Raw genomic sequence first — 13431 nt, 5'->3', positions numbered from 1 at the left:
CGCCGCCGACCCCTCCCAGGTGCAGCGCGAGGAGGAACAGACCGGCAAACATCAGCGTCTGTGGGGTCAGAGCGTCCCCGACGTTCGCCTCGACGAGGTCGAGGAGCCGGGTGGACTCGATCAGCCGCCCCCGCCGCCGCCTCCGCACCTGCGCGCAAGTTGGTGCCAGACAGGCCCCTCGATTCGTGGCGACGCAGGTGAGGGCCACCCGGCCGCCTGAGCCCATCATCCGAACGCCGGTCTCGCATGACGGACAGTCATGTCGGCACGTGACCCGCCGGCCCTACGTTCGCCGCGTCGCAAACCGGGACAGACCTGGTTTCTCTGCCCGGGGGGGGGTGGCATGAAGGACACCGGTCTGACCGCGCGTCGGCTCGTCTTCCTGTACGTCTCGTCGGTGCTCGGCGCCGGCATCCTCGTGGTGCCCGGCCTCACGGTGCAGCACGCGGGCAGCGCAGCCGTCGCCCTGTGGGTCGTCCTGGGTATCGCGTGCATCGCCATCGCCGCGCTCTTCGCGGACGTCTCGACCCACTTCCCCCGAGCCTCGGGCATCCAGGAGGTCGTCGAGGCCGGGACCGGCCGCCCGCTGGCCATCTACTCCGACGTCGTCCTGCTCGTCGTCTACCTCGTCGGCAACCCCGCGATGGGTCTGGCGTCGGCCAGCTACCTGGCCATGATCACGGGTGCCGCTGCCCTGACCACGGCACCCGTCCAGGCGGCCGTCGCGGCCGGGTTCATGGTCGTGTCGGTGCTCGCGAGCATGCTGCCGACGCGGGTCATCGGAGCCGTCCAGGCGTGGTCGATGCGTGTGGCCGTCGTGGTGATCCTGCTGGCGAGCGCACTGGCCCTGCCGCGCCTGGAGTGGGAGAACGTCACGGCGAGGGACTTCCCCGGGACCGCCGGGCTCGTGACCGCGGCGGGCATCGCGTTCTACGCGTACCTCGGCTGGGAGAACGTGTCGCTCCTGGCCGGGCGCGTCGACGACCCGCAGCGCGCCTTCCGGTACGCGATCCGCCGGGCCGTACCGGTCGTCGTCGTCGTCTACTTCGTCGCCGCCATCACGTTCGCCGCGCTCCCGCCGGGCGGGCCGGCGCTGCTCGTGCCCGCGCTCACCGCCGCACTGCCCGACGCGGTCCGCGTCCCCCTCGTCGCGGTCTCGCTCGTGGCCATCGTCGCGGCGACGAACGCGTGGGTGCTCGGTGGCGCGAGCCTCTTCCAGCACGCCGCCACGCGCCTGTCGCCCGGGTGGTCGACGCGCGACCCGCGTGGGCTCGTGCCACGCGGCGTCCTCACCGTCGGCTACCTCGTGGTGCTCGCGGGCGCCGGGGCGGGGGCGTTCTCGATGGACCACCTGCTCGGCTGGACCTCCTGCCTGTTCCTCACCGTGTACGGACTGGCCGCGTACGCCTTCACGCGCGTGCGGCGGCGACTGACCCTCGCCGCCGCGACGGTCCTGCTCCTGGCTGCCGTGATGCTCCTCCTGGAGCGACCCGTCGGACTCGTCCTCGCCATCGTCACCGTCATCGCCGTCATCGCAGAGAGGTACCGCCATGCCCGCACCCTTCACCCGGATCACCCGGGTCGACCGGACGACCGCCCCGAACGAGTACGGGACGACGTGCCAACGCGTCTTCCCCGGTGAGGTGGTCGACGACACCTTCGGCGCCATGGCGTGCTGGCTGGACCCGGGCACGCGCACCGCGCCCGACGAGCACAACCAGCGTGAGCTCGTGATCGTGCAGGACGGCGCGGGCACCATCGAGTCCGACGGCGTCGTCGAGCCCCTGGCCGCTGGTGACGTCCTGCTCATCGAGCGTGGCCACCCGCACGTCCTCGAAGCGTCCGCGACCGGTCTGACGTGGCTGTCCGTGTACTGGCCGCGCGTGGAGGTCCCGGCGTGACCACGTGGCTGACGTGCACGCCGCCGACCCCGAACGGACCCCTGCACGTGGGTCACATGTCGGGGCCGTACATCGCCGCCGACGTCCTGCGCCGTGCGCTCGCGGCACAGGGCGAGGACGTGCGCCTGACCACGGGGATGGATGACAACCAGAGCTACGTCCCGCGCCGAGCGTGGGCCGACGGCAGCGACCCCGTGGAGGTCACCGACCGGTATACGCGGTCCATCACGACGACGTGGCGTGACGCCGGCGTCGACTTCGACACCGTCGTGCTGCCCCGCGGCGAGGACTACGACGCGCGTGTGCGGGCGATGTTCCGCGCGCTGGTCGACGTCGGTGCGGTCGTCCCCCGCGCGATGCAGCTGCCCTACTGCGAGGACTGCTCGCGGTGGCTGTACGAGGCCTACCTCAACGGCGCGTGCCCGCACTGCGGGTCGGGCACCAACGGCAACGCGTGCGAGCAGTGCTGCCGCCCCAACGCGTGCCACGACGTGGTCGACCCGTCCTGCATCCGCTGCGGGTCGCCCGCCACGATCCGGCCCGTGACGCTCCTGGTGCTGCCGCTCGAGCCGATGCGCGACGACCTCACGAAGTACTGGGACTCGGTCGACATGCCGCCGCGCCTGCGGGCCGTGTGCGACGCGATGGCGGCCGACGGCCTCCCCGAGATCCTCGTGGCGCACCCCAGCGACTGGGGCGTGAGCGTCCCGGTCGAGGGCTACGAGGACCACCGGATCTACGTGTGGCTCGAGATGGCCGAGGGCTACGCGGTGGAGCGGCCCACCGCCCCCGACGGTGACGTGGTCGGGCGTCCGGTGCAGTTCTTCGGTATCGACAACGGTTACTTCCACGCCGTGCTGTTCCCGGCCGTGAACCTGGCTCTCGGGAGGCACGAGCTCCTCGCCGAGCGCTTCGTGGTCAACGAGTTCTTCCTGCTCAACGGGCAGAAGTTCTCGACCAGCCGGCAGCACGCGGTGTGGGCCGAGGAGTTCCTGCCGGTGGCGGGCCGCGACCTGCTGCGCCTGCACTGCATGCTGCGGCGCCCCGCGACGCGCCAGACGGACTTCACGCTGCAGGACCTCGCGCGTACCGAGGCCGTCATGGACTCCTGGCAGCGCACGTTCGCGCAGACCGTGCGGCTCGTCGGTGCGACGTCGGAGCCGGCCGCCGCGGACCCGGCCCCGGCGGACGTCCGGCGGCACGCGCGGCACGCGGCACGGGCCGTCGACGACATCCGGGCGGGGCTCACGCTCGACGGGTTCGACCCGGCAGCGGCCGCCGCCGGTCTGGTCGAGCTGGGCGAGCGTGTCGCGCGGCTCGCCGACGAGGTGGCCGCCACGGCCCCGGGCACGTCCGCACGCGCTGCGGCCGTCGCCGTCCTGCGCGAGACAGCCGAGCAGTTCGCCGACGTCGCGGCACCCGTCGTACCCGACGGCGCCGCACGTCTGCTGGCCGCGCTGCGGTCCGGTGAGGTCCCGCGGACCAAGCTGTTCGGTCTCGGGGCGTGACCCCGGTGCGGGACGTCGTCGCCGTTGTCGTGCCCGTCACCGGGCCCCGCGCCGCCTGGGGAGCGCTCGTCCCCCCGGAGGTCGCGGGCGACGACGGCGTCCGGCTCCTCGACGACCGTGCCGATCCCGCCCGGTCCGCGGACCTGGCCGCCGAGCTCGCGCGGGACACGCACGTGCACGCCGTCGTCGGCCACTTCAGCAGCCTGGGGGCGCGGCGCGCCCTGGAGTCGTACGGCCGGTCGGGCGCGGTGCGGGTCAGCCTGCCGCTGGCGTCCGCACCCGACGTGACGGTCCACCACCAGGACCGTCGGGTCGGTGTCGTGGCGCCCATGCCGTCGGACCGCGAGCAGGTGGCGGCCGTGCGCCGGCACGTCGCCGAGCAAGGGGGCGACGCGGTCGCCGTGGTGCTCTCGGAGCACGGCGCGCTGCCGCGGCTGTGGACGGAGGCCGGTGGGCGCGTCGTCACGCCCGCCGAGGCGGCGGCCGGGTCCGAGGAGCACGTGGTGGTCCTCGGCGAGCTCGACGCCACGCGTGCCGCGTGGCCGACGCTCTCCGCGCTCGTGCGAGCGGGGCGCCGCGTGGTGCTGAGCGACGACGCCTGGGTCGGGGCGGCCGAGCTGGCCCACGACGCCGGGGGCGTCGGCGTCGACGTCGTGACGACGCAGCCCGACCCGGGCGCGATCGTGCGCGCCGCGTGCGAGCACGCCCGCGCGAGCCTGCGTGCGGGGCGTGGCGCGTCCGGCTTCGCGGACTCGTGGTCGCTGCCGCCCGCCCGCTGGGTCGTCACCGACGCGGCAGGTGCCTGTGGCTGAGCCGGTCGACGTCGCCGTCGTCGGCGACGGTGTCGTGGGTGCCTTCGTCGTCGCGGCGCTGCTGGACGCGGGTGTCCCTGCCGTGCGACTCGCCTGGTTCGGCGACCGCGGGGGCTACGAGCGCCGCTCGGCCACCCGCCGCTCCGGGGGTCTGCTGCGCTGCGGCGTGGCCGAGGGCCCCGCCGCGCGGCTCGCCGTCGAGTCGTTCACGCAGACATGGCGCCAGCACCCCGACCGGGTCGTGTCGGGGGCCGTCGAGGTCGTCGGGCGTGACCGGTCCGCGCTGCTGCTGCCGCGCGTCGAGGAGCTGGCGGCCGCGGGCGTCGCCGGTGATCTGGTGACGACCGACCGGCTCCGCAAGGCGATCCCGTTCGCATGGGACGACGGTGACGTGGCGCTGCTCGAGCCCGGCGGGGGATGGGCGCCGCCGCACGCGGTGCGCTCGCGGTTGGTGCGGGCGGCGTGCCGCGCCGGGGTCGCCCTGCGTGACGTCCGCCCCGTCGACGCGGTCGAGCACGACGCACCGGGGCCGGTGCGCGTCCGGACGGGTGCCGAGACGGTTCGCGCCCGGTGTGTCGTCGTCGCCGCGGGACGGTCGACGCACCGGCTCGTGCCGTCCGTCCCCGGGACGTCGCGGTTGCGTCGCATCGGGTACGCGTACTACGACGGCCTGCTGCCCCCGGGGCTGCCGGCCGTGAACGACGAGGCACGCGGCTTGTGGTGGCGTCCGGCTCCGACCCGGACGCACCCCGCGCGCTACCTCGTCGGCCGGGCGGTCGACGCACCCTCCGACGGGGTGACGAGCGTCGGCCGGTCCGTGCAGCAGGACGAGTACGTCCGCGCCGGGTTCGCGGCTCTGCTGCCCGACGCGGGGCGGGGCACGTACCTGGGCGGCGTGACGTCGTTCGACGTGCAGAGCGACGGTCACGCCTCGAGCACACCGTGGCACGCCGCGGCGGACGGGAACGTGCTCGCCGTCCACGGCCTCGACGGCGGCGGGTTCAAGCAGGCACCGGCGATCGCGCGCCGCTTGGCGGCCGCGGTCATGAAGGAGGAGACGTCATGAGGGTGGTCCGGGTGACCGCGCAGACGGACACCGAGACGGTGGCGCAGGTGGCCGAGCTGTTCGTCGCCTACCGCAGCTTCTACGGACGCGAGGGCGACGAGGACGCCGCGCGCGCGTTCCTGACGGCCCGCGTCGAGCGGGGCGACTCCCTGGTGCGGGCCGTGCTCGAGGACGGTCGCGCGGTCGCGTTCACGCAGGTGTACCCGGGCCACTCGTCCCTGCGGCTGCACACCACGTGGCAGCTCAACGACCTGTTCGTCGCCCCGGACGTCCGGGGCGGCGGTGCGGGCGTCGCTCTCGTCCGTCACGTCCTCGCGGAGGCCGCCGACGCCGGCGCGCACGAGGTCAGGCTCGAGACGCAACGCACCAACACTCGCGCCCGTGCGCTGTACGAGCGGTTGGGCTTCGGCCTCGCCGCCGACGCCGGGCAGGACGGCGAGTTCCTCACCTACACGAGAGCACCAGGGGGCAGTGATGGATGACGTGCTGGATGTCGTGGCCGTGGGTCTGGGGCCCGCCAACCTCGGTCTGGCGGCCGCCGTCGACGAGCTGACGGCCACGGGCGTGCCCGTGCGGGCGGCGTTCCTCGACCGTCGGCCCGGGTTCGACTGGCACCCCGACATGCTGCTGTCGTCGTCGGTCATGCAGATCTCCTTCCTCAAGGACCTGGCGACCCAGCGCGACCCTCGCAGCCCCTTCACGTTCACCAGCTACCTGCACCACCGTGGCCGGCTGAACGACTTCATCAACATGCAGACGTTCTTCCCGTCGCGCCTGGAGTTCACCGACTACCTGCGTTGGGTGGTCGAGCGGCTGACGGTCGACATCCGCTGGGGTGCGCACGTCGAGGCCGTCGACCTCGTGGGGGACCTGTGCCGCGTGCGCGGGACGCGCGACGGCCTGCCCTTCGAGCTGTGGAGCCGGCACGTCGTCATCGGCGTCGGCTCGCGACCCGTGCTGCCGTCGTGGGCCGAGACGACCGGCGGGCGGATCCTGCACAACACCTCGCTGCGCTCGGGTCTCGAGGGGCTCGACCTGGGACGGGCGCCGCGGATCGCGGTGGTCGGGCAGGGGCAGAGCGCGGCGGAGGTCGTCCGGCACGCCTACGACGGTGTGCCCGGGTCGCAGGTGCACTGCTTCATCTCCGGCTACGGCATGGTCCCCGCGGACGACAGTCCCTTCGCGAACCGCGTGTTCGACCCCGCGGCGGTCGACGACTTCTACTTCGCGCCCGCCGAGGTCCGCGAGGACCTGCTGCGGCGGCACCGCACCACGAACTACGGGTGCGTCGACCCCGACCTGCTGCAGTGGCTGTACGCGGCCGAGTACGGCGGGCGTGTCACGGGCGAGCAGCGGCTGCACATGCACCGTGCGTCCGCGGTGCACGGCGCCACCGAGCACGAGGGCTCGGTCACGCTGACCGTCGAGGACCGGCTCGCCGGGACGAGGCGCTCGGAGGACTTCGACGCGGTCGTGTGCGCGACCGGCTTCCGCTCGGTCCTGCCCGTCGAGATGTTCGGCGAGGGGTTTCCGCCCGGTTCGGCAAAGCTCGCCCGGGACTACCGCGTGGTGCGCGGCGGGGTCACGCTGCCGGTGTTCGTCGTCGGTGCGACCGATTCCCACCACGGGCTCGGAGCGGGTCTGCTGTCGAACATCGCGGTGCGCTCACAGGAGCTGGTGACGAGCATGGGGCTGGAGCGGGTGCGGGAGCCGCTGGTCCCGGTGAGCGTCTGAGGCGCCAGCCGCGCGTCGGCGGCCGGCGGGGCCCGCGGAGGGTGCGGTGCCGGTCGTCTCTCATCCCGGCACGCGGACGGTCGCACGATCGCGTCGAACAGTTCCAGACCCAGGTGAACATCGATCTCGTCGGACGTCTCACAGCGCACGCGACACCTCTGGCCCGGGTGTGCGGAAGGATCGGGCTGCACTCTCCGGCGCGGGCGGAGCGGCCGCCGGACCGGGATCTTGAGCGAGGCACATGTGAGACGTCAGCGGCCCTCGGACGGCTCCGGGATCAGGCCGCCCGCCGCGGTCAGCGCCCCGAGCACGAGACCCGTGCGGGTGTGCGCCAACCGCACCCCCGCGGCGGCACGCGCCTCACCGCGGCGGAACACCCACCGCTCGAACGCGACCGTGGCGGCCACCGAGCCGGCGACCGTCACGGCGACGACGACGGCACGGGCAGTCGTCACAGGTGGTCTCCAGGTCGTCGGGTGGCCACGCTCACCATGGTCGTCGGGCACGGGTATGGGCCCCGCGGATGACCGGCCGTCGTTCACGCTGGGCCGGCGGGTGGTGACTCCACGCGCCTGAGTGCATCAGCACGGAGGTGGAACTCGTTGCCGTCGGGGTCGGCGAGCGTCACCACGGTGTCGCTTGCGGTGGTAAGGCGTGTGGCGCCCAGCGAGGCCAGCCGTTCGATCTCCGCAGGCAGGTCGCCGGCGGCCAGGACGACCTCGAACCGGAGGCGGTTCCTCCTGGTCTCCTGCGCCACGGCGGGGCCGTCCCACGCGTCCCAGGAGATCTTGGTGCCGCCCCGCGGGGACTGGATCGCGGTCTGCCGGTCCTGGTCCCACACCAGTGGCCAACCCAGCGCTTCGGCCCAGAAGAAGCCGACGTCCCGCGTGCCGTCGCACGTGAGCTCACCGAGGAGGCCGCAGCCGGCGAGGTAGGCGTTCCCCGGTTCGATCACGCAGTACTCGTTGCCCTCGGGATCTGCCAGCACCACGTGCCGTTCGTCCGGAAGCTGTCCGACGTCGAGGTGGTGGGCGCCGAGCCGGAGCGCTCTGTCGACCGTCCGCCGCTGGTCAGCCGGACTCGCGCTGGTGAGGTGGAGGTGCATCCTGTTGCGGCCGACCTTCTCGGCGGGGTTCGGCACGAACCGTAGGCCGAGCTGGGTGTCGGAGCCGGGCAGCAGCGCGCCACCCTGCTCGTCCTCGAGGGCCTCCCGCCCGAGGACACCGGCCCAGAAGCGAGCCAGCCGCGCGGGGTCGTACGCGTCGACAGCGAGGGCCGTCAGTCGGCAGGACATGTTTCGTACGCTAGGCGGGACGCAGCTCTCGGGCAGGCTTTTTCCGGTGCACCTCTCGCGGACGGCATCGAACGGGAGCCGGCGGGACCAGCCCGGCGCGCGCGAGGTAGACGGTGCTGGTGGCGTCCCGGCTCCCAGGCGAGCTCCTCCACGCGCGGACGTCGTCCTGGTTGCTCGGGCATCGGGTCAGCCCAGGCCGGAGCGGTGGACGCCCGGACGCGGGGTCGCGCATCTCGGGGGATACGTACCTGCACCTTCGCGCCGCACGGCCCTGCGTCGCCGCCCGGTCCGCTACCGCCTCGACGGCTGACCGCGCGGGTCCGGGCCGGCCCCGGCCCGGTGGCGTGCCCGTTCCATCCTGGTCCCGATGACGCCCGCGATGGTCGCCGTGACGACCCCGACCAGCTGCACGGCCTGGCCGGCGGCGATCGTGGCCCCGTGGCCACCGGTGAGGTTGTCGAGCCCCGTGGGGCTGACGAGGAAGCCGACGGTGACGAAGAGGCCGAGAGCCGATCCGACCGCGGGTGCCCACGGCGCGCGCGCGAGGGCGACGAACACCGCGCCGAGCAGCAGGATCACGATGCCGGGCGGCACGGCGACGGGGAACTCGACGCCGGCGGCCCACAGGACCGCGATGCCCGCAGCTCCGACTGCGAGCGCGCCCACGGTGACGGCGCGTGCCCGGCTGCCCGTGCGCTGCCGGGGCGGGTGGTGCTCTGCCGACGGGGTCATCTGCATCTCCCTGGGAGTGGTGGCGGGACGGTCATGCGACGTCCCTGGTGCGCACGAGGGTGAGGGTGAGGGCGGCGAAGCCGGCGACGTAGGCGAGCAGCACGATCAGCGCGTGCGTCCCGGACACCACGGGCACGACCCCGGGGGAGTCCACCGGTCCCGGCCCGGCGGTGGGCAGGGCGGCGATGAGCGACCCGGCGTTCGTCCCAGGGAGGAACCTCTGCAGGGCGTCCGCCGCCGGCAGGACGCCCGCGAAGCCGCGGACCAGGTTCTCGACGGCCAGTGACCAGACGAGGCCGAGGCCGATGGCGACGGCGGTGCCCCGGGTGAGCGCTCCGAGCAACGCGCCCGCCAGCGCCCACATCGTCACCACGAGCCAGCCCGCAGCGGCGGACACGAGCAGGTCCTGAGCGCTCGGCCACCCGGCAGCGCGGCTCTCGACCAGCGCGACGGTCAGCGCGCCTGCTGCGTCGAACGCGTAGGAGGCGACGACCAGCGCACCCAGCACCGCGCACAGAGCGACGAGCTTGCCCACGACGACGGCGTTCCGGGACGGTCCAGCGGTCAGCAGGACCTTCATCGTGTCCCACCCGTACTCGCTGCCGGTGCACAGCGCGCCCAGGACCAGGGCCAACGCACCGGCGAACACCGGGTACCCCTGGACGGCGGTGGTGCTCAGGCTCGCCGGCAGCGCCTCGGCCAGCACGGCCTCCGCCGACGGCCCGCCGGTCGCCGGCCCGAAGGTGCCGCCGCGGAAGCTGAGATAGGGCAGGAGGTACCCGAACACCAGCCCGAGCACGATCCACACGGTCGCGAGCACCCAGGTCGCCGGCCGCCGCACCAGCTTGTCGAGCTCCACGGGCACGGGCCCGGTACCCCGGGTGATGGCTCCGACGGCCGCCGCACGCACGTCCGCCCCGGTCATGAGGCGCTCGGGCCGAAGCGCATGACGGCGAGGAAGACGGTCAGGCCCAGCAGGACGAGCGTGACCGGCACGGCCCTGCCCTCCCGACGGCGCACGTGGGTGAGGGTGGCGCCCACCATCACGACGGCGAGGCCCGCAGCGGCGATCGGGGTCAGGACCGGGACGATCCCGGTGGCGGCCGGGAGGACGAGGCCGAGGCCGCCGAGCACCTCGGCGGCGCCGATCGCCTTCACCTGCCCATCGTCCAGGTCCTCCGCCCACGCCATGCCCGAGGCCGTGAGCCTGGCTCTGGGCAGGGCGAGCTTCAGGAGCCCGGAGGCGACGAACACCGCCGCGAGCACGCCGGCGATGATCCACAGGACGACGTCCATCACGGTTCCGATCCGTCTCGACGGTTGCCGGGTGAGGTGCGGGCGGCGGCACGGTCGCCGGTGAGCTCGAGGAAGACGTCCTCGAGCGTGCGGTCAGCGAGGGCCAGCTCGTGCAGCGGCAGCCCCGCCCGGACCATCGCCTCGGCGATCCGCGACGCCAGCACGCGGGCGGAGTCGCGTCGGCACGCGACCTCCAGTGCGCCGTTGCGGGGCGCGACCCGGCCGACCCCGACCAGGGAGGAGAGGACCTCCCGGGCGGCCGCCGGGCGATCGGTGCCGACGCGCAGGGCGACGGCGCCCCGGAGCTCGTCCACGGTGCCTTCACGGAGCAGCCGGCCGTGGTGGACGACTCCCAGGCGGTCGCAGACGTGCTGGACCTCGCCCATGAGGTGGCTGGACAGCATCACCGTGATGCCGTCGTCCCTCAACCGGCGGATGAGCAGCCGCATGTCCGCCATACCCGCGGGGTCGAGCCCGTTGGTGGGCTCGTCGAGGATGACGAGCTCGGGCGCCTTCAGCAGGGCCGCGGCAACGCCGAGGCGCTGCGTCATCCCGAGCGAGTAGCGGTGGACGGGCTCGTCGGCGCGCGTCGCCAGGTCCACCGTCTCGAGCACCTGGTCGATGCGGGACGTCCCGGTCCCGGCGAGCCGGCCGAGCGCCCGGAGGTTGCCGCGTGCCGAGAGGTAGGGGTAGAACGCGGGCGCCTCGACGAGCATGCCGATCCTGCGCAGGGCCGCGGGCGAGCCGGGCACCGCCCCGAGCGTCCGGACCCGGCCCGCGCTGGGCCGGACCAGGCCGAGAACGGCCCGCAGTGCGGTGGTCTTCCCGGCACCGTTGGGCCCGAGGAACCCGTAGACCTCTCCGCGTCGCACCCGCAGGTCGAGACGGTCGACAGCGGTCCGGGAGCCGTATCGCTTCGTCAGCCCGGTCGCTTCCACGACGATGTCATCCACGGTGCGACTGTGACGCCCGCTCGGTGGTCGCGTCGTCGGTCTGTCCACGTAGTGCCTCGTACGTCCAGACGATGACGACACGGCGGCGGCCCGCTCGTACGCTCGAAACGTGAGAGCCATCAGCCTCGCGAAGGTGTGGGACCGCCGGCGGCCGCCTCCCGGCGGGGCCGTGCGCGCGGGGGTGCTCGCGGCCGTCGTGGTCGCAGCGGTCGTCGTCGTCACGCCGCACGTGGCGGCGGTCCAGGACGGCGTGCGGGAGATGGACCCGCTGGGGTGGCTGCTCGCTCTCGCGTCGACGGCGTGCCTGGCGTGGTGGACCCGGTATCCCGTGGCTGTCCTGGCCACGTCGACCTCGGCGCTCGCCGCGTACCTGTGGCTCGGGTACCCCTACGGACCGGCTCAGGCCGGCGTGGTGCTGGCGATGTACGGCGTGGGTCGCCGGGTGCCGCTGGCAGGGTCGTCCGCCGCGTGCGCGGCCTCCGGCGCCGTGATCGCCGCCGCCGTCCTCCCGCGCCTCGCGGCCGACGACGCCGTGGTGCTCGCCGTGCTCGCCGTGGCGGCGTGGACCGGGACGTGGGTCGTCGTGCCGTGGGCGCTCGGTGCGCTGGGTCGGGCGCGTTCCCGGGCGGCCGACCTCGAGCGCGAGCGGCAGATCACGGCCGCTGTCGACGAGGAGCGGATGCGCCTCGCCCGGGACGTGCACGACGTCGCGGGGCACGGCTTCGCGGTCGTCGCGATGCAGGCAGGGGTTGCCCTGGTCTGCCTGGAGGACGACCCCGGCCAGGCGCGCCTGTCGCTCGAGGCCATCCGGACGGCCAGCACGTCAGGCCTGGCCGAGCTCCGCGCGACCCTGGGCACGTTCCACCGGGCCGGGGAGCCCGGGCCGCCGCAGCGCGCCGGCGCGGACGGCGCGATCGTGCGGCACCCGCCGGCCGACGACATCAGGCCGCTCAGCGTGAGGCTTCGTGACCTCGTCGACGTCATGCGCACGGAGGGTGCCGTCGTCGTCCTGCACGTCGACCCCCGTGTGGACCTGGACGTGGGGACCCCCGGCGGGGCCGGCGCGGTCGCGGCCGTCGTCCACAGGGTCGTGCAGGAGGCGCTCACCAACGTGCTGCGGCACGCCGGGCCGGTACCGGCGACCGTCAGCGTCACGGTCGAGGCCCGGGACACGGTCATCGAGGTCGCCAACCCCGCCCCGGGCGGGCACCGGCCGTCCGGGCGGCCGAGGGACGGTGGCCGCACGGGCACGGGCACGGGCACGGGCGCGGGTACGGGCGCGGGCGGCACCGGCATCCACGGGATGCGGCATCGGGTGGAGGAGCTCGGGGGTGAGCTGCACGCAGGGCCCACCGTGGACGGTGGGTTTGCCGTGACGGCACGCGTGCCTCGGGAGTCCGGGCGGCGCAGCGCTCCCGTGGGCCGGCCGTGATCCGGGTCGGCATCGCGGACGACGAGGCCCTGGCGAGGATGGCCATGCGGGTCCTGGTCGAGCGGGAGCCGGACCTCTGCTGCGTCGGGGAGGCCGCGAACGGCAGCACCGCCCTCGAGCTGGCGCGCGCGGGCCGTCTCGACGTCCTCCTGCTCGACGTCCGGATGCCCGGGCTGTCCGGTCTGGACGTGCTGCGGGCGGTCCGGTCCGACACGGCTCTCGACGCGACGGAGGTCGTCGTCATCACGACGTTCGAGCTCGACGAGTACATCGTGGAGGCGCTGCAGGCCGGCGCCGGCGGGTTCCTCGTCAAGGAGCAGGTTCCCGCGGAGCTCGTCGACGCCATCCGAGCGGTGCACGCCGGCCACGCGCTGCTGTCGCCGTCCGTGACCCGTCGCGTCGTCGAGATCTTCGGGCGGCACGTCGCACCGGCGAGCCACCCGGTCGCCGTCGCGACGCTCACCGACCGCGAGCGGGAGATCGTCAGCTGGGTGGCGACGGGACGCTCGAACGACGAGATCGCGCAGGAGCTGTTCCTCAGCCCCGCGACGGTCCGCACGCACGTCGGCCGGGCGCTCGTGAAGCTCGGCGCGCGGGACCGCTCGCAGCTGGTCGTCTTCGCGGTCCGCGCCGGCCTCGGCGTGCCACCGACCTAGGGACCGTGCGGTACGTGGTGGACGGGTAGGCCCCTGGTCAGGAGCCA

Annotated in this window: 15 protein-coding genes; 9 read left to right on the top strand and 6 right to left on the bottom strand. The window is 74.1% G+C overall.

What is annotated here, in order from left to right:
• Positions 1-343: 343 nt before the first annotated feature.
• Genes KKR89_RS17860 through KKR89_RS17830 form a run of 7 tightly spaced genes read left to right on the top strand, consistent with a single transcriptional unit; the run spans position 344 to position 7021 of the window.
• On the top strand, positions 344-1642 hold the full coding sequence (locus KKR89_RS17860) for an APC family permease (protein ID WP_208196648.1): 1299 nt from the start codon (positions 344-346) through the stop codon (positions 1640-1642).
• A gap of 25 nt (positions 1643-1667) precedes the next feature.
• Positions 1668-1901: a cupin domain-containing protein gene (locus KKR89_RS17855; RefSeq protein ID WP_214765642.1), complete on the top strand. Its 234-nt coding sequence runs from the start codon at positions 1668-1670 to the stop codon at positions 1899-1901.
• Positions 1898-3409, top strand: a complete 1512-nt coding sequence (locus KKR89_RS17850; protein WP_208196646.1) for a class I tRNA ligase family protein — start codon at positions 1898-1900, stop codon at positions 3407-3409. Before KKR89_RS17855 ends, KKR89_RS17850 begins: the two co-directional genes overlap by 4 nt.
• Positions 3406-4221: a type 1 periplasmic-binding domain-containing protein gene (locus KKR89_RS17845; RefSeq protein WP_208196645.1), complete on the top strand. Its 816-nt coding sequence runs from the start codon at positions 3406-3408 to the stop codon at positions 4219-4221. The genes KKR89_RS17850 and KKR89_RS17845 overlap by 4 nt, the downstream gene beginning before the upstream one ends.
• Positions 4214-5287, top strand: a complete 1074-nt coding sequence (locus tag KKR89_RS17840; RefSeq protein ID WP_208196644.1) for an NAD(P)/FAD-dependent oxidoreductase — start codon at positions 4214-4216, stop codon at positions 5285-5287. Before KKR89_RS17845 ends, KKR89_RS17840 begins: the two co-directional genes overlap by 8 nt.
• 11 nt (positions 5288-5298) lie before the next feature.
• The gene (locus KKR89_RS17835; protein ID WP_251140949.1) at positions 5299-5769 is read left to right on the top strand and encodes a GNAT family N-acetyltransferase; all 471 of its coding nucleotides are present in this window, start codon (positions 5299-5301) and stop codon (positions 5767-5769) included.
• Positions 5762-7021, top strand: a complete 1260-nt coding sequence (locus tag KKR89_RS17830; RefSeq protein WP_208196642.1) for a lysine N(6)-hydroxylase/L-ornithine N(5)-oxygenase family protein — start codon at positions 5762-5764, stop codon at positions 7019-7021. The genes KKR89_RS17835 and KKR89_RS17830 overlap by 8 nt, the downstream gene beginning before the upstream one ends.
• 251 nt (positions 7022-7272) lie before the next feature.
• On the opposite strand, the gene KKR89_RS17825 is transcribed toward KKR89_RS17830, so the two are convergent.
• The 6 genes from KKR89_RS17825 to KKR89_RS17800 form a co-directional block, all read right to left on the bottom strand.
• Positions 7273-7476: a hypothetical protein gene (locus KKR89_RS17825; protein WP_208196641.1), complete on the bottom strand. Its 204-nt coding sequence runs from the start codon at positions 7474-7476 to the stop codon at positions 7273-7275.
• An 83-nt stretch (positions 7477-7559) separates the two neighbouring features.
• Positions 7560-8315 (bottom strand): VOC family protein, encoded by a 756-nt coding sequence (locus KKR89_RS17820; protein ID WP_208196640.1) that lies wholly within the window; start codon positions 8313-8315, stop codon positions 7560-7562.
• A gap of 291 nt (positions 8316-8606) precedes the next feature.
• Positions 8607-9047, bottom strand: a complete 441-nt coding sequence (locus KKR89_RS17815; RefSeq protein ID WP_208196639.1) for a hypothetical protein — start codon at positions 9045-9047, stop codon at positions 8607-8609.
• 31 nt (positions 9048-9078) lie between these two features.
• Positions 9079-9972 carry an ABC transporter permease subunit gene (locus KKR89_RS17810; RefSeq protein WP_208196638.1) on the bottom strand — a complete coding sequence of 298 codons (894 nt, stop codon included), beginning with the start codon at positions 9970-9972 and terminating at the stop codon, positions 9079-9081.
• The gene (locus KKR89_RS17805) at positions 9969-10343 is read right to left on the bottom strand and encodes a DoxX family protein (protein ID WP_208197256.1); all 375 of its coding nucleotides are present in this window, start codon (positions 10341-10343) and stop codon (positions 9969-9971) included. The genes KKR89_RS17810 and KKR89_RS17805 overlap by 4 nt, the downstream gene beginning before the upstream one ends.
• Entirely contained in the window at positions 10343-11296 is a 954-nt protein-coding gene (locus KKR89_RS17800) for an ABC transporter ATP-binding protein (protein WP_251140948.1), read from the bottom strand. The genes KKR89_RS17805 and KKR89_RS17800 overlap by 1 nt, the downstream gene beginning before the upstream one ends.
• Positions 11297-11405: 109 nt before the next feature.
• Here KKR89_RS17800 and KKR89_RS17795 point away from each other — a divergent pair, with 109 nt between their 5' ends.
• Together KKR89_RS17795 and KKR89_RS17790 are read left to right on the top strand one after the other, a co-directional pair.
• Positions 11406-12728, top strand: a complete 1323-nt coding sequence (locus tag KKR89_RS17795; protein ID WP_208196636.1) for a sensor histidine kinase — start codon at positions 11406-11408, stop codon at positions 12726-12728.
• On the top strand, positions 12725-13384 hold the full coding sequence (locus KKR89_RS17790; RefSeq protein ID WP_208196635.1) for a response regulator: 660 nt from the start codon (positions 12725-12727) through the stop codon (positions 13382-13384). Before KKR89_RS17795 ends, KKR89_RS17790 begins: the two co-directional genes overlap by 4 nt.
• The last annotated feature ends 47 nt before the right edge of the window (positions 13385-13431 follow it).

This window comes from Cellulomonas dongxiuzhuiae (assembly GCF_018623035.1).
Taxonomy (GTDB): domain Bacteria; phylum Actinomycetota; class Actinomycetes; order Actinomycetales; family Cellulomonadaceae; genus Cellulomonas; species Cellulomonas dongxiuzhuiae.
Note: the sequence above shows the minus strand (reverse complement) of the source record. Positions and strands in the feature narration are given on the sequence as shown.